This window comes from Erwinia aeris, from assembly GCF_041224955.1.
GTDB lineage: Bacteria > Pseudomonadota > Gammaproteobacteria > Enterobacterales > Enterobacteriaceae > Erwinia > Erwinia aeris.
Map to the genome: position 1 here is coordinate 104,140 of NZ_JBGFFX010000007.1, position 16,749 is coordinate 120,888.

General features: G+C 57.1%; 15 protein-coding genes. 6 read left to right on the forward strand and 9 right to left on the reverse strand.

All coding sequences use genetic code 11. The features are described 5' to 3' along the window. The first annotated feature begins 116 nt into the window (after nt 1–116). Nucleotides 117–527, forward strand: a complete 411-nt coding sequence (gene hiuH / locus AB6T85_RS13020) for a hydroxyisourate hydrolase (RefSeq protein ID WP_253461251.1) — start codon at nt 117–119, stop codon at nt 525–527. A gap of 100 nt (nt 528–627) precedes the next feature. Here hiuH and AB6T85_RS13025 read toward each other — a convergent pair whose 3' ends face one another. The 4 genes from AB6T85_RS13025 to AB6T85_RS13040 form a co-directional block, all read right to left on the reverse strand. Then, nucleotides 628–1,713: a DUF1176 domain-containing protein gene (locus tag AB6T85_RS13025; protein WP_253459437.1), complete on the reverse strand. Its 1,086-nt coding sequence runs from the start codon at nt 1,711–1,713 to the stop codon at nt 628–630. A gap of 580 nt (nt 1,714–2,293) precedes the next feature. Next, nucleotides 2,294–2,875, reverse strand: a complete 582-nt coding sequence (gene nudK / locus AB6T85_RS13030; protein WP_369895784.1) for a GDP-mannose pyrophosphatase NudK — start codon at nt 2,873–2,875, stop codon at nt 2,294–2,296. 116 nt (nt 2,876–2,991) lie between these two features. Continuing rightward, on the reverse strand, nt 2,992–4,461 hold the full coding sequence (ansP, locus tag AB6T85_RS13035) for an L-asparagine permease (RefSeq protein ID WP_253459433.1): 1,470 nt from the start codon (nt 4,459–4,461) through the stop codon (nt 2,992–2,994). Nucleotides 4,462–4,772: 311 nt separating this feature from the next. Further along, complete coding sequence (locus AB6T85_RS13040) at nt 4,773–5,045, reverse strand: YdgH/BhsA/McbA-like domain containing protein (RefSeq protein WP_125289577.1); 273 nt, start codon at nt 5,043–5,045, stop codon at nt 4,773–4,775. A gap of 395 nt (nt 5,046–5,440) precedes the next feature. Here AB6T85_RS13040 and AB6T85_RS13045 point away from each other — a divergent pair, with 395 nt between their 5' ends. Then, a complete protein-coding gene (locus AB6T85_RS13045) occupies nt 5,441–6,955 on the forward strand; it encodes a type IV pili methyl-accepting chemotaxis transducer N-terminal domain-containing protein (RefSeq protein ID WP_369895787.1) in 1,515 nt (504 codons plus the stop codon). Between the two features lie 180 nt (nt 6,956–7,135). Next, nucleotides 7,136–10,252: a multidrug efflux RND transporter permease AcrD gene (gene acrD / locus AB6T85_RS13050; RefSeq protein ID WP_369895788.1), complete on the forward strand. Its 3,117-nt coding sequence runs from the start codon at nt 7,136–7,138 to the stop codon at nt 10,250–10,252. A gap of 94 nt (nt 10,253–10,346) precedes the next feature. Here the strand turns inward: acrD and ypfM are convergent, their stop codons facing one another. Together ypfM and AB6T85_RS13060 are read right to left on the reverse strand one after the other, a co-directional pair. Then, a complete protein-coding gene (gene ypfM / locus AB6T85_RS13055; protein WP_148101251.1) occupies nt 10,347–10,409 on the reverse strand; it encodes a protein YpfM in 63 nt (20 codons plus the stop codon). A gap of 419 nt (nt 10,410–10,828) precedes the next feature. Next, complete coding sequence (locus AB6T85_RS13060; RefSeq protein ID WP_125289573.1) at nt 10,829–11,023, reverse strand: hypothetical protein; 195 nt, start codon at nt 11,021–11,023, stop codon at nt 10,829–10,831. A gap of 132 nt (nt 11,024–11,155) precedes the next feature. On the opposite strand from AB6T85_RS13060, the gene AB6T85_RS13065 reads away from it, so the two are divergent. The 3 genes from AB6T85_RS13065 to AB6T85_RS13075 are packed head-to-tail and all read left to right on the forward strand — an operon-like array spanning nt 11,156 to nt 12,843. Beyond that, nucleotides 11,156–11,515, forward strand: a complete 360-nt coding sequence (locus tag AB6T85_RS13065; protein WP_253459427.1) for an ArsC family reductase — start codon at nt 11,156–11,158, stop codon at nt 11,513–11,515. A gap of 2 nt (nt 11,516–11,517) precedes the next feature. After that, nucleotides 11,518–12,645, forward strand: a complete 1,128-nt coding sequence (dapE, locus tag AB6T85_RS13070) for a succinyl-diaminopimelate desuccinylase (RefSeq protein WP_253459426.1) — start codon at nt 11,518–11,520, stop codon at nt 12,643–12,645. A gap of 9 nt (nt 12,646–12,654) precedes the next feature. Next, a complete protein-coding gene (locus AB6T85_RS13075) occupies nt 12,655–12,843 on the forward strand; it encodes a YpfN family protein (protein ID WP_253459424.1) in 189 nt (62 codons plus the stop codon). Nucleotides 12,844–12,867: 24 nt separating this feature from the next. Here AB6T85_RS13075 and AB6T85_RS13080 read toward each other — a convergent pair whose 3' ends face one another. From AB6T85_RS13080 to purC, 3 genes are all read right to left on the reverse strand, one after another. Next, nucleotides 12,868–14,886 carry a tRNA(Met) cytidine acetyltransferase TmcA gene (locus AB6T85_RS13080; RefSeq protein WP_369895879.1) on the reverse strand — a complete coding sequence of 673 codons (2,019 nt, stop codon included), beginning with the start codon at nt 14,884–14,886 and terminating at the stop codon, nt 12,868–12,870. Between the two features lies 1 nt (nt 14,887). Beyond that, nucleotides 14,888–15,751 (reverse strand): KPN_02809 family neutral zinc metallopeptidase, encoded by an 864-nt coding sequence (gene ypfJ / locus AB6T85_RS13085; RefSeq protein WP_253459420.1) that lies wholly within the window; start codon nt 15,749–15,751, stop codon nt 14,888–14,890. 169 nt (nt 15,752–15,920) lie between these two features. Next, nucleotides 15,921–16,634, reverse strand: coding sequence for a phosphoribosylaminoimidazolesuccinocarboxamide synthase (gene purC, locus AB6T85_RS13090; RefSeq protein WP_253459418.1), 714 nt, complete (start codon nt 16,632–16,634; stop codon nt 15,921–15,923). Nucleotides 16,635–16,749 lie beyond the last annotated feature (115 nt).

Sequence of the window (16,749 nt, forward strand, 5' to 3'; positions counted from 1 at the left end):
AGGCGGAAATTTTGTCCCCGAACTTCAGCCAATCTGACATTTTTGTCATGCTCGCGTCAGGTTGTTTCCCTTTGTTCTACGTTATAAAGAGGCATATTCAAACAGGAGAAGTGATGATGAAACAATATTTCAACGCGGCAGCGCTGGCGCTGGCCCTTACCGCTTCTGCCTCCGCGATGGCCGCAGAGCAGAATCTTTTAAGCGTACACGTGCTGAACCAGCAAACTGGCAAACCGGCATCGAATGTGGAAGTTACGCTGGAGCAGAAACAGGACGCGGGCTGGAAATTCCTTAACAAGGCCAGCACCGATAAGGATGGACGTATTAAACAGTTCTGGCCTGCGCAGCCTGCAGCCACCGGCGATTACCGCGTCGTATTTAAAACCGGACGCTATTTTAGCGAGCAAAAGCAGGAGAGCTTCTTCCCGGAGATCCCGGTAGAGTTTCATATCAGCAACACGGCCGAGCATTATCATGTGCCGCTGCTGCTTAGCCAGTACGGCTACTCAACCTATCGCGGCAGCTGATCGCGTAAATGGGCGCCTCACCGGGCTGGGGCGCCGTGAATCAGGTAAAAGCTTTGCGCTTTTCTACGCCGTTCAGGAAAGCATACTCAATGAAGCCTTTTCACTCCGTAGACGCCTGCTCTGGCGCAGGCGGCATATCCCTTTTGCTGGTCCAGAGCGTCGGCCAGTCGTCGCTGCCGTGCCAGGCATCGCAGGTTCCCTCTTCCGCATATTCCGTCAGCACAAACTCGCGCCCGTCATACTGCCAGCGGGTAGCCGTACCGCAGTCGCCAAGGCCTCTTCCTTTGCCAAACGTCAGCAGCTCGCCGCGGCTGGCATCATAATCGGCATTGATCAGCTCCAGCTTTTTTTCTCCATGACGCGGCGGCGTAAAAGGCAGCGTCAGGGTCAATCCTCTGGCCATATAGGGCTGGCTGCGGGTGACCTCGAAAGCAAGATCGATAACGTTATAGGCACCCATTTCACAGCTGACCAGCAACAGGGCTTTTTTATCGTTCAGCGGCGCGACGCTGACCTGGCGACGCTGAGGATCCAACGAGCAGCGATCGGTATTGACGCGCCAGGTGCCGTAATCCAGCAGGCCGGTAGTTTCTTCACGCGTCAGGGCGGGCGGCACCGGTTGCAGACGGGGAGCTTCGGGGAAATCGGGCGGTGGCGGCACGTCCATTGCCGGACGTTCACCCTTTTTAATCCAGGCGCTCATGCCGTTGACCCGCCCCTGGATATCATCCATCAGCAGCAGCGCCGCTTTCAGGCCGTGCAGCGAGATAGTGGCGCGCGGCCGATAAAGCAGCTGTAGATTATCAGCGTCCATCACCAGCGACAGAAACTCATTGATGGAGATAGCATGGCCGGTAGAAAGGTGATGCGGCTGAACCTCCCAATGTTTTAAATCGGGCTTCAGCCGCTGGCCGTCCAGCAGCAGATTGTCCTGCAAAGGCGCGCCGCTCAGCTTGCCGGTATAGCGACTGCCGTAATCAATACGCAGAAAGGGCCGATCGTTAACGCCGGCATGACGACTGATGGTCATCACCAGCCCGTTGACGCCCGGCACGCTCCGGGCCACGCAGTAGTTCTGGTTATTACAGGTTATCTGCCAGTCAGAAAAGGTTTTTTGCAGGGGTTCGGCATGCAGTCCGGCGGCAAAAAACAGCAGCGCCAAAGGTAACTTTATCCAATAATGCATCGATACCCGTATCCCCGAATGACAGTTAAGCAGTAAGCATAGCGTAGCGGTTACCGCTCGGCACAATTAAATCAGCCGCAGCGCATTAAAAGAATAATTACCCGCTTTAATTATATTGAACTTTATGTGCAGGCGGCTCAATCAGATAAATCGGACAAGGAAAAAAGCGCCGCAGGACCGTCAAAAAATCGCTTATTATCAGATGAAAATAAAGTTTTTTTGTTTAGAAAGGATTAAAACTGCAGTAATAGTGTGAGCTTTGTCACCTTTTGCGCCCAGCGCGGCAAAGCCTGTGCGGCGGCTGCAAGCTGTCCGAATAAGATTGTTAAGCCTGAAATTTCATCATATAAGCAGATAGTTCTGATGCCAGCCTGAATAGCCTGCTCAGAGGCACATGCAAAAAGTTTATTCTCCTCCCTGTTTAGCTTATATTTATGCCATCGTCTGCGAAGATATTAAATAAATAATTAACTGAAGTTAACCCGCAAAAACTAAGGTTAATATTTGCGGATTATTTTATTTATTGACCCGGACGCTCTTATCTTATTAAGACCAGCTGTTAATCATCAGCCCGTCATTTTTAACCCAGCGTTAACCAACCTTCAATCAGCGCATACTGGAGCAGCATCACCGTTTTAGCGTCTTTAATCTGCCCTGTTTTCACCCTGCTCCAGGCATCGGCAAAGCTCAGCTCCATCACGTCAATATCTTCATCGTCAACGCCGCCGCCTGCTGTGGCCCGCAGCGAGTCGTTATACTCTGCGGCAAAAAAATGCAGCCGTTCGGTTACGCCTCCTGGCGACATATAAAGATCGTAAAGCTTGACCACTTCTCCCACTTCATAGCCGGTTTCTTCAACCGCTTCCTTACGGATACAGACTTCCGGCGAATCATCGTCCAGCAAGCCGGCGCAGGTTTCGATCAGCAGGCCGCTGTCGTTGCCGTTCAGCCAGGTGGCGATACGAAACTGACGGGTCAGGACCACGCTGTTTTTTTCACGGTTGTAAAGCAGGATGGTGGCGCCGTCGCCGCGATCGTAAACTTCGCGCTTATGACGCAGGGTTTCCCCATTTTTCGTCGTAAGGTCATAGGTGAAGTTGCGCAGCAGGAACCAATTTTCCGACAGGATTTTATCTTTGATCACTTCGACTTTGACTGACATACAGGCTCCGTTGCCTTTAGCGGAAGTGAGCCATCATAAGGCCTGCCCTGGGGGAAAACTATCAGCGGACATAAAAAAGGCGGCCACCGGGGCCGCCTTTTACTGCTGCTTCAGCTTCAGCGCGACGTCTCTTCCGCCACGTGATCGTGCTCGGTCTGCGCGATTTGGTTAGCGCGTTTACGCACGCCGAACCAGCCCAGCACCAGCACGACGGCGATCAGCGGCACGGCGGCGATAGTGTAGGTGCCGTTCGGGTAGTCAAACGCCATCAGCACCAGCACGCTGGCCAGGAACAGCAGCGTCAGCCAGGACGTAAACGGCGCCCACGGCAGCTTAAAGCTGACGTCTTCCGCGCGGCCTTCTTTAATCGCCTTACGCAGACGCATCTGGCAAACCACGATAAAGGCCCAGGAAGAGATAATCCCTAAGGAAGCGATATTCAGTACGATTTCGAACACGCGCGAAGGCACGATATAGTTCAGCCAGACGCCCACGATATAGACGGCTATGGTGACCAGGATGCCCATATAAGGCACCTGTTGACCGCTCATTTTAGAGAGGAACTTTGGTGCCGATCCGCCCATAGACATCGAGCGCAGAATACGGCCGGTAGAATAGAGGCCAGAGTTCAGGCTGGAGAGCGCTGCGCTGAGCACCACGATATTCATGATGCTGCCGATATAGGGCACGCCCAGCTTCGAGAAGAAGGTAACAAACGGGCTTTGACCCGCCTGATAGGCGTTCCACGGCAGCAGCAGCACCAGCAACACCACGGAGCCGACATAGAACAGGCCGATACGCCAGATCACGCTGTTGATCGCTTTCGGCAGCATGGTCTTCGGATCTTTACACTCTCCCGCCGCCGTGCCAACCAGCTCGATAGAGGCGAAGGCGAAAACGACGCCCTGCACCAGCACCAGCGCAGGCAGCAAACCGTGCGGGAAGAAGCCGCCGTTATCGGTAATCAAGTGGAAGCCGGTGGCGTTGCCGTCCAGCGGCTTGCCGCTGCCAAGAAACACCACGCCCACAATCAGGAAAAGCGCGATAGCCAGCACCTTCACCAGCGCAAACCAGAACTCCATTTCGGCAAACCATTTTACGCCGATCATGTTCATGGTACCGACGATAGCCAGCGCGCCCAGCGCGAATACCCACTGCGGCACATCACCAAACGCGCCCCAGTAGTGCATATAAAGCGCTACGGCGGTGATATCCACGATCCCGGTCATCGCCCAGTTAACAAAGTACATCCAGCCTGCAACGTACGAGGCTTTTTCGCCCAGGAATTCACGTGCGTAAGAAACGAAGCTGCCGCTGGAAGGACGATGTAAAACCAGCTCGCCCAACGCGCGGAGTATAAAGAAAGAGAAGATGCCGCATACCAGGTAGACGATAGCCAGCGCCGGACCGGCAATTTGCAATCGCGCGCCCGCACCCAGGAACAGGCCGGTACCAATAGCCCCGCCGATAGCAATCATCTGCACATGGCGATTGTCCATCGCTTTGTGATAGCCGGAATCATGAGAATTTAACCAACGTCTTCTTGCGGCGCGCTTGTCTGCTACCGCTTTTTTATCAGCTTTCATTTTCTTTCCTAATTATCCTGTCCACAGTGATACGGCTACCATTCCCGGGCGACCTGATTTCTGTTGCGCTAACCAAACGATTGCGTTGCCCGCAGGCGTTCGGGCGTTTTCCCCTCTTCCTGTAGTTATTGTGTTGACGGAAGCGGGAAAATCACGGCGATGCATCCTAACCGTTCTGTAAAGCCGACGCAAAAAATCTGTAGGCGAAATCGTGAGGTTTTGTGACTTCCATCAGAGGAGGCAAAAAAAAACCGACCGCTTAAGACGGTCGGTTCTCCAACAGGGAAAGGCTACATGGGACAGGACAGGTTCTAGCGGTAAATCTCGGCGTTGCCGCTCCACAGGCTGGAGTCGCCGGGGGTGTCGGCACGGATCACGCGATAGTGGCTGGCGCCCATCTCTTCGGCTTTTTGCGCCAGCTGCGCGGTGGCGTCATCCAGCGAGCCGGTCACGCCGGTCACGGAAACCGTGCCCATTTGTTGCAGGTTTTGACTCTGTTCAGTGCTGACCTGGGTGGCGGCCAGCGTTGAAAATGAAGTGGCGGCCAGAATGGCAGCGGCAATCGTTGCAGGCAGTTTATTCATAGTTAGCTCCTTATCCGGATTAGCGGATAGCATGATTCGGGATACGGCGTTAACTATGACGGATGAGGTGCAAAGCAGGGTAAGCGCGCGGTAAAAGCGTTAAAGGAATGTGGGCGTGACAAACATTTATCCCAAGAAGCGTCAATAAAAGTTACTTTTTCTGCATGATGTAACTTTATATTAATGCGCAGCGTAATTTTATGACGACTTTTTAACTCTACCCGCCGCCGCGTCTGGCTTCAAGTGCGCGACCGCACACTTTTGATCTTTCGCAAAGCGCCGGCGTTCGTGCGCTGCACCGCGCGAGGAAAAGCTTATACTGCGGCAGGCCTTATCTGGCTGACACTGGCCGATGACGCTATCCGCAGCGTTAACGCCCTTTACGGGAGCATTGCATGTTAAAACGTTCCGTTACCCGCAGCCTGGCTCGCGCGCTGTTCGCTATCGTGCTGCTGGCCGTGTGCTGTTCTTTTCTGGCGCTGCTGACGCTTTCAGCCAGCCTGCGCGATGCCGAGGCGCTCAATATGGCCGGTTCGCTGCGCATGCAGAGCTACCGCCTGGCGCTGGATGCCGCAACCCGCTCGCCCTCGCTGGACAGCGATATCCTCAGCTATCAGCAGTCGCTTCAGGCGCCGGTGCTGCTTTCGCTACAGCATGCCTGGGTGCCAAACAATGTTAAAGCGCGCTATCACGAAATGCTGACGGCCTGGCAAAAGCTACAGCCCGAGCTGACCAGGGACGAGGGTCAGCGCTTCCGGCAGCATGTCTCGCACTATGTCGCGCAGATAGATCGATTTGTGCTTGCCCTGCAGCGCTGGGCGGAGCTGAAAATGAAACTGGTGGCAGGCGCCTGCCTGCTGGGCTTTATTGCCATTGCCCTGCTGGCGAAAGCCTTTGCCCGCATGTCGGGCGATTTAGAAAAACAGTATCTGTGGCTTGAACAGGCGGTCAAAGAGCGAACCGGCGATCTGCGCCAGGCGAATCGCCGCCTGAAACTGCTTTATCGCTGCTCCGAGATGCTGCGCGGACACGATAAGGCCTATGCGCAGGTGCTTGAGCTGGCGAAAGAGCATGAAAATCTGCCGATTATCGCTCTGGACGTGGCGCCTCGCTGGCAGCTGACCGCTGGCGAAGAGGATAAACGTCTCTCCTGGCACAGCCTGCCGCTGGAGCAGACGCAAGGCGGGGTGCTGCGCTGGCAGGCAAGTGACAGCGAACCCTCGCTGATGCAGGGGCTGGCGACGATGCTGGGCCGCTCGTTACAGCTGGACGACGCTGAAGAAAAAGGCCGCCATTTGCTGCTGATGGAAGAGCGCGCCACTATCGCCAGAGAGCTACACGATTCCCTGGCGCAGTCGCTGGTTTACCTGCGCATTCAGCTGGCACGGCTGAAGCGCGTGGTCGACAAAGAGACGCCGCCGGCAGCTATCGTCGGCGAAATCGACGTGGCGCTGGCCGAAGCCAATCGCCAGCTGCGCGAACTGCTGACCACTTTTCGCCTGTCGGTGGAGCCAGCCGATCTCACTACCGCGCTGGAACAGGTCGTCGCGCAGCTTAACCGGCAAACGGAAGCGGATATTAAGCTTATCAGCGAGGCGCGGCAGCAGCGTTTGAATGCGCAACAGCAGGTACACGTTTTACAAATCGTCCGGGAAGCGCTGCTCAACGCTCTCCGCCACGCGCGCGCCAGCGACATTGCGGTACGCGTTACGCAGTCGGCCGCCGATTTGCTGCATATTGAGGTCAGCGATAACGGCCAGGGATTTTGTCTGGCCGATGCCAAACCCGGCCACTACGGTTTGGCTATAATGCAGGAGCGCGCAAAAAGTCTGAACGCGCAGCTGGAAATTACCCCGCAAGCGCAAGGCGGCACGCGGGTGCTCCTCCGTTTTATACCGGACAAAAGCTAAGGCGCACGGCGCTGAAATTTTGCATGATAATTTACATTTTATCCTCATTTTCTCCACGATTCCGCCAGGGACGCCGGGTAAAGTGAAACGCTCTGCTTAAACGCTTTGTTACGGGCAGCGATGCATTCTGCACGGCGTCGCCCGGTCGTAACCTTTCCCGACGCTAGCCTGGAGCCGCTGATGGCGAATTTTTTTATCGATCGCCCCATATTTGCGTGGGTGATAGCAATTTTGCTGTGTCTGACCGGTACTCTGGCTATTTTTTCGCTGCCCGTAGAGCAATATCCGGCGCTGGCGCCGCCTAACGTCCGTATTACCGCTAACTATCCCGGCGCTTCCGCGCAGACGCTGGAAAATACGGTTACTCAGGTGATCGAGCAGAATATGACCGGCATCGATAACCTGATGTACATGTCTTCGCAAAGCAGCAATACCGGCCAGGCGACGATTACGCTGACTTTTGTTGCGGGCACCAATCCCGACGAGGCGCGCCAGCAGGTGCAAAACCAGCTGCAAACCGCGCTGCGCAAGCTGCCTCAGGCCGTGCAGTCTCAGGGGGTGACGGTAACCAAAACCGGTGACACCAATATTCTGATGGTGGCCTTCGTCTCTACCGACGGCAGCATGGACAAACAGGACATTGCGGATTACGTCGCCAGCAACGTGCAGGATCCGCTGAGCCGCATCGACGGCGTGGGCCAGGTAGACGCCTACGGCTCGCAATACGCCATGCGCATCTGGCTCGATCCTGACAAATTGATCAACTATGCGCTGACCACCTCCGATATCGTCAGCGCCATCGAATCGCAAAACAGCCAGGTTGCCGTGGGCCAGCTGGGCGGCCTGCCTTCCGTAGAACGCCAGGCGCTCAACGCTACTATTAACTCTCAGTCGTTACTGACCACGCCCGAGCAATTTCGTCAGATTACGCTGCGCGTTAATCAGGATGGTTCGGAGGTGCGGCTGGGCGACGTGGCGCAGGTGGCATTGGGCGCGGAAAAATATGACTATCTGAGCCAGTACAACGGCCAGGCCGCTTCGGGTCTGGGCGTGAAGCTGGCTTCGGGCGCGAACGAGCTGCAAACGGACAAGCTGGTCAGAGCGCGCATTGAAGAACTTTCCCACTATTTCCCGCCCGGCCTTAAGGCGGAAATCGCTTATGAAACCACGCCTTTCGTGGTCGCCTCTATCGAGGACGTAGTGAAAACGCTGCTGGAGGCCATCGTACTGGTGTTCGTGGTGATGTACCTGTTTTTGCAGAATTTTCGCGCCACGCTTATTCCCACCATCGCCGTGCCGGTGGTGCTACTTGGCACTTTCGCCATCCTTTCCGCCTGCGGATTCAGTATCAATACGCTAACGATGTTTGCGATGGTGTTGGCGATCGGCCTGCTGGTGGACGACGCGATTGTGGTGGTGGAAAACGTTGAACGCATAATGAGTGAGGAAGGCCTCTCGCCGCGCGAGGCCACGCGAAAGTCAATGGGGCAAATTCAGGGCGCGCTGGTGGGGATAGCGCTGGTGCTCTCCGCCGTTTTCGTGCCGATGGCCTTTTTTGGCGGCACCACCGGCGCCATTTACCGGCAGTTTTCCATCACTATCGTTTCCGCTATGGTGCTTTCCGTGCTGGTGGCGATGGTGCTGACGCCCGCCCTCTGCGCCACGCTGTTAAAACCGCTGCCGCCGGGCGCGCATCATGAACGGCGAGGATTCTTCGGCTGGTTTAACCGCACCTTTAACCGTAACGCAGACCGCTATAAGCGCGGCGTAGGGCGCATCGTAGCGAAAGCGGGACGCTGGCTGCTGCTTTATGTGCTGCTTATCGCCGGCATGGCGCTGCTGTTCCTGCATCTGCCGACCTCTTTTCTGCCGCTGGAAGATCGCGGCGTCTTTACCACTCAGGTGCAGCTACCGCCAGGCTCCACGCTGCAACAGACGAATAAAGTGGTGAATAGAGTTGAGCAATATTACCTGACCCGGGAAAAGGATAACGTGCTGTCGGTGTTTTCAACTATCGGCGCCGGGCCAGGCGGCAACGGACAGAACGTGGCGCGCATGTTTGTCCGGCTGAAAGACTGGCGGGATCGGCCGGGCAAGGACAACAGCTCGTTTGCCATTATTGAACGCGCAACCGTGGCTTTTAAATCAATCCGCGAGGGCCGCGTGATCGCCAGCAGCCCGCCCGCAATCACCGGCATGGGCAACTCGGCCGGCTTCGATATGGAATTGCAGGATCATGCCGGTCTGGGCCACGACGCGCTGATGCAGGCGCGCGATCGGCTGCTGGCGATGGCGGAGAGCGATCCGTCACTGGCTCGCGTGCGTCATAACGGCCTGGACGATACGCCGCAGCTGCGGATCGATATCGATCAGCACAAGGCGCAGGCGCTGGGCGTGTCGGTGGACGATATCAACGACACGCTCACCACCGGCTGGGGCTCGACCTACGTCAATGACTTTCTCGATCGCGGACGCGTAAAAAAAGTCTACGTGCAGGCGGCCGCGCCTTTCCGCATGCTGCCGGACGATATCAATAAATGGTACGTGCGCAACAGCAGCGGCGGCATGGTGCCCTTTTCCGCTTTCGCCAGCACCCGCTGGGAAACCGGCTCGCCGCGTCTGGAGCGCTATAACGGCTATTCATCGGTAGAGATCGTTGGCGAATCCGCTCAGGGCGTCAGCACCGGCACCGCGATGGACAGCATGGAGCAGCTGGTCAGCAAGCTGCCGACCGGTTTTGGCGTGCAGTGGACCGGCGCGTCGTTTCAGGAGCGGATGAGCGGCTCGCAGGCGCCCGCGCTCTATGCCATTTCTCTGCTGGTGGTTTTTCTCTGCCTGGCGGCGCTTTATGAAAGCTGGTCGGTGCCTTTCTCCGTGATGCTGGTCGTCCCGCTGGGCGTGGTGGGCGCGCTGGCGGCGACCTGGCTGCGCGGGCTGGAAAACGACGTCTATTTCCAGGTAGGGCTGCTGACGGTGATCGGGCTGTCGGCGAAAAACGCCATTCTTATCGTAGAGTTTGCTAACGAGATGAACAGTAAAGGACGCGATTTGCTGGAGGCGACGCTGGAAGCCTCGCGTCAACGCCTGCGCCCTATTCTGATGACGTCGCTGGCCTTTATTTTTGGCGTGCTGCCGATGACTGTCGGCAACGGCGCAGGCTCCAGCAGCCAGCACGCGGTAGGCACGGGCGTGATGGGCGGGATGATCGCCGCCACCGTACTGGCGCTGTTCTTTGTGCCGATTTTCTTTGTGCTGGTGCGCCGACGCTTTCCGTTAAAAGAGAGGCCGATCGCATAAAAGAGCAAAGGCAGCCTGAAGGCTGCCTTTTTTAAATTCGGTTACTGAAGGTAAAGCTTGCCGGCGTGCTGCCGGATTTTTCTTTATGAATGTGTTACTTACGAGTCAACATCGTTTCGATAAAGTCTTTCCAGTTCCCCAGTTCTAAATCAATCATACATCACCTCTCTCGTTGTGTTGCGGTCATTATAGGATTATTCCTAAGGCGAAGTGAACAACTTTCGGCCATGAACAGGGGTATAAAATTAAGAATTATCTTAAAACGTGCGGCCGCGCACATTTCTTATCGGTTGATTTTTAAGGGAATTAATAGCCTGCTTATCATCAGGGATCGGACGATCGGCTAACCGCTTGATTAGGCTGATATGTCAGCAAAAGGCATTTGGCAAGACACAACCGGGCTTCAGATATGAAGCGCGCGGTATGAGACATCAGGCACGAAGTACAAGGTTTGAAGTACGTAGTAAGAGACATCAGGCACAAAGTACGCGGTACGCGGTACGAGACATCAGGCGAAGCACGAAGTATGAAGCACGGGAAGTTTTTGAGGGGGCCTGAAGCCCCCTCGCGCATTTACTACTTCAGCACAATAATTTTGTCGTAGCCGCCGCTCTCGCTGTCTATATGGGTTTTGGCATCGGGATGCTCGGCCAGTACCGCTTCAACGATGTGATTAAACTCATCGCAGCGGGTCTCTTTTTTTCTGGCGATCACAATTGTCGATTTCGTCTCTTCAACCGTATGGGCGGAAGACGCTTCCATATAGTTCATATTATCCCTCCCTCTCCTCTGTTCCTGGGTTTATGCCGTCTTCCGTGCCTCGCAGGCGTATCCATTGTAAACTCAGCGCCTGAGCAGTATCGAATATAGATGAAGCCCACAGAAAATAGAAGGGAACCCGCCATGCTGACGATGTACGGCATTAAAAACTGCGACACCATCAAAAAGGCACGAAAGTACCTGGATGCTAACGGTGTAGCTTACCAGTTTCACGACTATCGCGCCGACGGGCTGGAGGCGGATTTGCTCCAGCGCTTCAGCGATACGCTGGGCTGGGAGGCGCTGCTGAACACGCGTGGAACCACCTGGCGCAAACTGGATGAAGCGACGCGCAGCGCGGTAGACAACGCGGCGGCCGCGCAGCAGCTTATGCTGGCACAGCCGGCGATGATTAAACGCCCATTGCTCTGCCGGGCCGACGGCTCTATGCTGCTGGGTTTTAACGAAACCGCTTACGCATCTTTTATCGTGGAGAAGTCCTGATTATGTATTGTCCGGTCATTGAGCTGACGCAGCAGCTTATTCGTCGCCCTTCCCTCAGCCCGGATGATGCCGGTTGCCAGGCTGTGATGATCGAGCGCCTTAAGGCGCTGGGCTTTACCGTTGAATTAATGAATATTGGCGATACGCAAAATTTCTGGGCATGGCGCGGCGAAGGCGAAACGCTGGCCTTTGCCGGGCATACCGACGTGGTGCCCGCAGGTGATGCCAACCGCTGGATCAACCCGCCGTTTGAACCCGCCATCCGCGACGGCATGCTGTTTGGACGCGGCGCGGCGGATATGAAAGGCTCGCTGGCCGCCATGGTTGTCGCCGCCGAGCGTTTTGTCGCCGCCCATCCGCACCACAAGGGCCGCCTGGCCTTTCTGATTACCTCCGATGAAGAAGCCAGCGCCGTAAACGGCACGGTCAAAGTTGTCGAGACGCTGATGGCGCGCAACGAGCGCCTGGACTACTGCCTGGTCGGCGAGCCTTCCAGCACGGAAATCGTGGGCGACGTGGTGAAAAACGGCCGTCGCGGTTCGATGACCGCCAACCTGACCATTCATGGCGTACAGGGCCACGTCGCTTATCCGCACCTCGCTGATAATCCGGTACATCGCGCGCTGCCTGCGCTGAACGAGCTGACGGCGACAGAATGGGATCGGGGCAACGAGTTTTTCCCGCCGACCAGCATGCAGATTGCCAATGTCCAGGCCGGAACCGGCAGCAACAACGTGATCCCCGGCGAGTTTTTCGTGCAGTTTAATTTCCGTTTCAGCACCGAGCTGACCGACGCGCTGATCAAAGAGCGCGTACAGGCGCTGCTGGATCGGCATCAGCTGCGCTATACGCTTGACTGGGTGGTTTCCGGCCAGCCTTTTTTAACCTCTACCGGCAAACTGGTCGAGGCGGTGGTAAACGCCGTTGAGCACTATAATGAGATCAAGCCGCAGCTGCTGACGACCGGCGGCACGTCCGACGGCCGCTTTATTGCCCGTATGGGCGCGCAGGTTGTGGAGTTAGGGCCGGTCAACGCCACCATTCACAAAATAAATGAGTGCGTTAAGGCTGCCGACCTCCAGCTGCTGAGTCGGATGTATCAGCGCATTATGGAACAATTGATAGCGTAAGGATCAAATATGGAATGGCTGAAAGAGTACTGGTGGTTGCTGGGGATTGTGCTGATGGTGGGCATTCTGATGAATGTGTATAAAGACCTGAAGCGTATCGACCATAAAAAATATATGGATAACCGCCCGGATTTGCCGCCGCATCGCGATTTTAACGATAAATGGGACGATGAAGACGACTGGCCGAAGAAGAAGTAAACGACAGGGGCGACGGCCCCTGTTTTAATTTATGTCCGACTGCCCTGTCTTCATTATCTTTAGCCGCCATGTTTCTGCCCGCTCATTATCCAGCGCTGTCAGCGCCCGTTCCGCCTCCTGCCGCCAGCCGTTCAGCAACGCCTTACGCCCCGACAGCCCCGACAGTTTGACCAGCTCTGCCTGAGCCAGCCCTTCCGTCAGCGCGCCCTGTAATAACGGCAGCGGCTGCGGGGCGTTTTCCAGCAGTCGGCCCAGCGCACCGATAGCGGCCTCGAACGAGCGCTGCGCCCACGCAAAGCCCGCCAGCTCGCGCCAGTCGTCCTCATCCAGGCCAGTGGCCTCAACGTTCGGGAAAGTCAGATCGACGTCATGAAGAAAAGGACGCAGCCAGCGCCAGTCGCGCGCCAGCCGACGCTCCGCCCTGTCGGCCAGCGCCCTTCCCCGTTCGCTCAGCGGCAGAATCGCCATCGCGGTGTGGCAGCCGCTGCTCGCTTCCGTTCGCGTGCCCACCCGCGCCAGCCGGAACCCGCAGGCCTGCCAGAAACGCCATAGCGAAGGCGTATAGCCAAAACTCACCGAGAAAAAGTCCAGCCCTTCCGCCTGACTGACGCTGTGCCGCACCATCTCCCTGCCGACACCCTGCCGCCGCAGCGCGGGCATGATGGCGATGCGGCTGATACGGCGTGAGCGCATCTGCGCCGCTTCCGGCCAGCCGCCGTGGGCCGCCAGCGACTGCGCCACCAGGTTGCCTGGCGGACGACGCAGTCCCGCCCACACGGCCTGCGCCAGCTCCGCCGTTAATCCGCCTTCCTCCACCAGCCAGAGCGCGCCCTGAACTTTGTCCGCCTGCAGCGCGGCGCTGAAGCGCATGCCCGGCGCGTCCATCATGCGCCGAAGATCGATCGGCGAAGTGCGGTAGTGCGCGCTGGCGAGCAGCTGATAAATCGCCTCCAGCACCGCCGGGTTTTCCTGCCATTCCGCCTGCTGCGGAAAACAAAAGCGCACCGGCGCGCTGACAATTTCAGGCTCCGCTTCGCTGAACAGCAGGGCGCGATCGATAAACTGCTCAAGCGGATCGTGCGCCGACCAGCGCAAAGGCTGGTCAAGTCGGCACAGCGTAGCGTTGGGCAGGCTGTCGCAGAACTTCAGCATAAAGCCGCGCCCCGTCCCTTCATAACCCTGCAAGGTGGTGGTTAACAGCGTGCGCGGAAAAAGCCTGACCAGCTGCTCAAGCATCGGCGCGGGGATCGCTGCCGCTTCGTCAATCAGCAGCCAGTCAACATCCCGGGGACGCGCCGCCGGGTCGAGCGCCAGCAGCCTGTCCGGCGCGATAAAATCAAAAGCGTCGCCCGCGTAGGTTGCCAGCACGTCGGTGGCGGCTTTCGCGGGGGCGGAGATAAGCGCACGGCCGGGCCAGCGGGCGGCAAGCAACCCGGCAAGCGCGGATTTGCCTCGTCCTCGCGGCGCGGTGACCACGTAGATACCCGGTTTCGCCATCAGCAATTGCTCCAACAGAGCCTGCTGCTGACCGTCGTCATCGGGCTGCCAGTCTGGCGCGAACGGCGGCGCAGGCAAAACGGGCGCCTGATGCTGGCAAAACCGCGCGGCCTGTGGATCGGCCAGCAGCAGCTTTTGCAGACGGGAGACAAAATTAGGCGTGGCGAGCGGCGTAGCGGTATCTCCCCAGCGCAGCGAATCTTTATCGGGTTGCGTTGGCCAGCCGACCCATTCCGGCACCAGCATCAGCAGCCAGCTTCCCGCTTTCAGCGTGCCCGCCAGCACCGCCAGCGCCTCGGCGTTGAAGCCGTGACGCGCGTCAAACACGGCGTGCAGAAACTCCTGCCCCAGCAGCGTCCGCACCGCTTCGGGCGCGCAATGCAGCGGGCTTTGCGGCGCATCGCCAAGCCACAGCCAGTCGCCGGGCAGCAGCGATAGCCACTGCTGCGCCTGCTGCTGGCACCACTCCGCCTCGCCGCTGATAACCATCAGCCTGCGCATTCCCTGCCGCTGTAGCTGTTCCGTTTGCGTAATGACGTCGCGCAGATCAGCCACTGAAAGTGTCACACTGGCCAGGATTGCCGCTGTCGAACCCTTTTTTAAACCAGCTGTAGCGCTGCTCCGAGGTGCCGTGGGTGAAACTGTCCGGCACTACGCGTCCCTGGCTTTTCTGTTGCAGACGATCGTCCCCGATCGCTTCGGCGGCGTTCAGCGCCTCCTGCAAATCGCCCGGCTCCAGCACGTTTTCCTGCTGCATGTAGTGGCCCCAAACGCCGGCAAAGCAGTCGGCCTGTAGCTCCAGCTTCACGGAAAGCTGGTTCGCCTGCTTTTGGCCGCCCTGCTGCTGCAGCTGACGCACCTTAGGTTCAATACCAAGAAGATGCTGCACGTGGTGTCCGACCTCGTGCGCGACCACGTAGCCCTGCGCAAAGTCGCCATCGGCGCCAAGCTTGTTTTTCATTTCATCATAGAACGACAGATCGATGTAGACGGTGCTGTCGGTCGGGCAGTAGAACGGCCCCATCACGGACTGTCCCGTGCCGCAGCCGGTACGGGTTGCACCGCGATACATCACCAGCTTGGGTGGCGTATAGGTTTTGCCCATTTTCTCGAAGATTTTTTGCCAGGTGTCTTCCGTGGTGGCCAGCATCACCGAGGTGAATTTCGCCGCCTCATCCTGCTGCGGCGTGCTTCGCTGCTGCTGCTGTTGTGAAGAGAGCGAGGTCGACTCGCCGGTCAATAAAGGCGTTAAATCGTAGCCGTAGTAGCCCGCAATCATCACGACGATCAGCAGAATAATGCCACCTTTGCCGCGCGGAATACGCATCCGTCCCGCGCCCATTGAGTTACCACCGGATTCATTACGGCGATCTTCCACGTTATCGCTCTCACGGCGCCCTTGCCAACGCATACACTACCTCGGATTATGAACTGTTGGAGTGATTTTAGTCGCGCATAGCCGCTAACACCAGCCTTGCGGCGGCTGCCGGGCCGGAACGGAAAGGTATTTCAGAATAGAGGTAGATTAGCGGAGCAGGTAAGAGAAAAGCGGCCGTGGCGACACCCACGGCCGGGGGAAATCAGTCCAGCTTCACGCCCAGACGATTCGCCACTTCTTCATAGGCTTCAATCAGACCGCCCAGACTCTGGCGATAGCGATCTTTATCCATTTTATTCAGCGTCTCTTTGTCCCACAGGCGCGCGCCGTCCGGGGAAAACTCATCGCCCAGCGTGACTTCGCCGTGGAACAGGCCGAACTCGAGCTTGAAGTCCACCAGGATCAGACCGGCATCGGAGAAAAGCTGGCTCAGCACGTCGTTGGCTTTGTAGGTCAGCTCGCGCATACGCGCCAGGTTCTCTTTGCTCACCCAGCCAAAGGTTTCACAGTAGGATTCGTTGATCATGGGATCGTGACGCGCATCGTCTTTTAAAAACAGATCGAACAGCGGCGGGTTCAGGATGGTGCCCTCTTCCACGCCCAGGCGCTTCACCAGCGACCCTGCCGCGCGGTTGCGCACTACACACTCCACCGGCACCATTTCCAGCTTTTTGACCAGCGCTTCGTTGTCCGACAGCAGCGCTTCCATCTGGGTAGGGATGCCCGCTTCCGCCAGCTTGCTCATGATAAAGTGATTAAATTTATTGTTAATCATTCCTTTGCGGTCAAACTGTTCGATGCGCTCACCGTCCAGGGCTGATGTATCGTTGCGGAATTCGAGTATCAGCAGATCCGGATTTTCGGTGCTGTAAACGGTTTTCGCTTTGCCACGATACAACTCAGCTTGCTTTTTCATCTCTTTACTCCAAACGTGAAATGCCCGGTGCTTTGCGCCTGCGAACAGGCCGAAACCGGTCGGGTATGAACTGTTGCGTCCATTGTATGATCGGACGCGAAAAAACCGAAGCAAT

Bases quoted from the DNA above. Each gene is read 5' to 3' on its own strand.
- ypfJ (WP_253459420.1), bottom strand. From the start codon at position 15,751: ATGCGTTGGCAAGGGCGCCGTGAGAGCGATAACGTGGAAGATCGCCGT.
- acrD (WP_369895788.1), top strand. From the start codon at position 7,136: ATGGCGAATTTTTTTATCGATCGCCCCATATTTGCGTGGGTGATAGCA.
- AB6T85_RS13065 (WP_253459427.1), top strand. From the start codon at position 11,156: ATGCTGACGATGTACGGCATTAAAAACTGCGACACCATCAAAAAGGCA.
- AB6T85_RS13040 (WP_125289577.1), bottom strand. From the start codon at position 5,045: ATGAATAAACTGCCTGCAACGATTGCCGCTGCCATTCTGGCCGCCACT.
- nudK (WP_369895784.1), bottom strand. From the start codon at position 2,875: ATGTCAGTCAAAGTCGAAGTGATCAAAGATAAAATCCTGTCGGAAAAT.
- AB6T85_RS13060 (WP_125289573.1), bottom strand. From the start codon at position 11,023: ATGAACTATATGGAAGCGTCTTCCGCCCATACGGTTGAAGAGACGAAA.
- hiuH (WP_253461251.1), top strand. From the start codon at position 117: ATGAAACAATATTTCAACGCGGCAGCGCTGGCGCTGGCCCTTACCGCT.
- AB6T85_RS13045 (WP_369895787.1), top strand. From the start codon at position 5,441: ATGTTAAAACGTTCCGTTACCCGCAGCCTGGCTCGCGCGCTGTTCGCT.
- ansP (WP_253459433.1), bottom strand. From the start codon at position 4,461: ATGAAAGCTGATAAAAAAGCGGTAGCAGACAAGCGCGCCGCAAGAAGA.
- dapE (WP_253459426.1), top strand. From the start codon at position 11,518: ATGTATTGTCCGGTCATTGAGCTGACGCAGCAGCTTATTCGTCGCCCT.
- AB6T85_RS13075 (WP_253459424.1), top strand. From the start codon at position 12,655: ATGGAATGGCTGAAAGAGTACTGGTGGTTGCTGGGGATTGTGCTGATG.
- purC (WP_253459418.1), bottom strand. From the start codon at position 16,634: ATGAAAAAGCAAGCTGAGTTGTATCGTGGCAAAGCGAAAACCGTTTAC.
- AB6T85_RS13025 (WP_253459437.1), bottom strand. From the start codon at position 1,713: ATGCATTATTGGATAAAGTTACCTTTGGCGCTGCTGTTTTTTGCCGCC.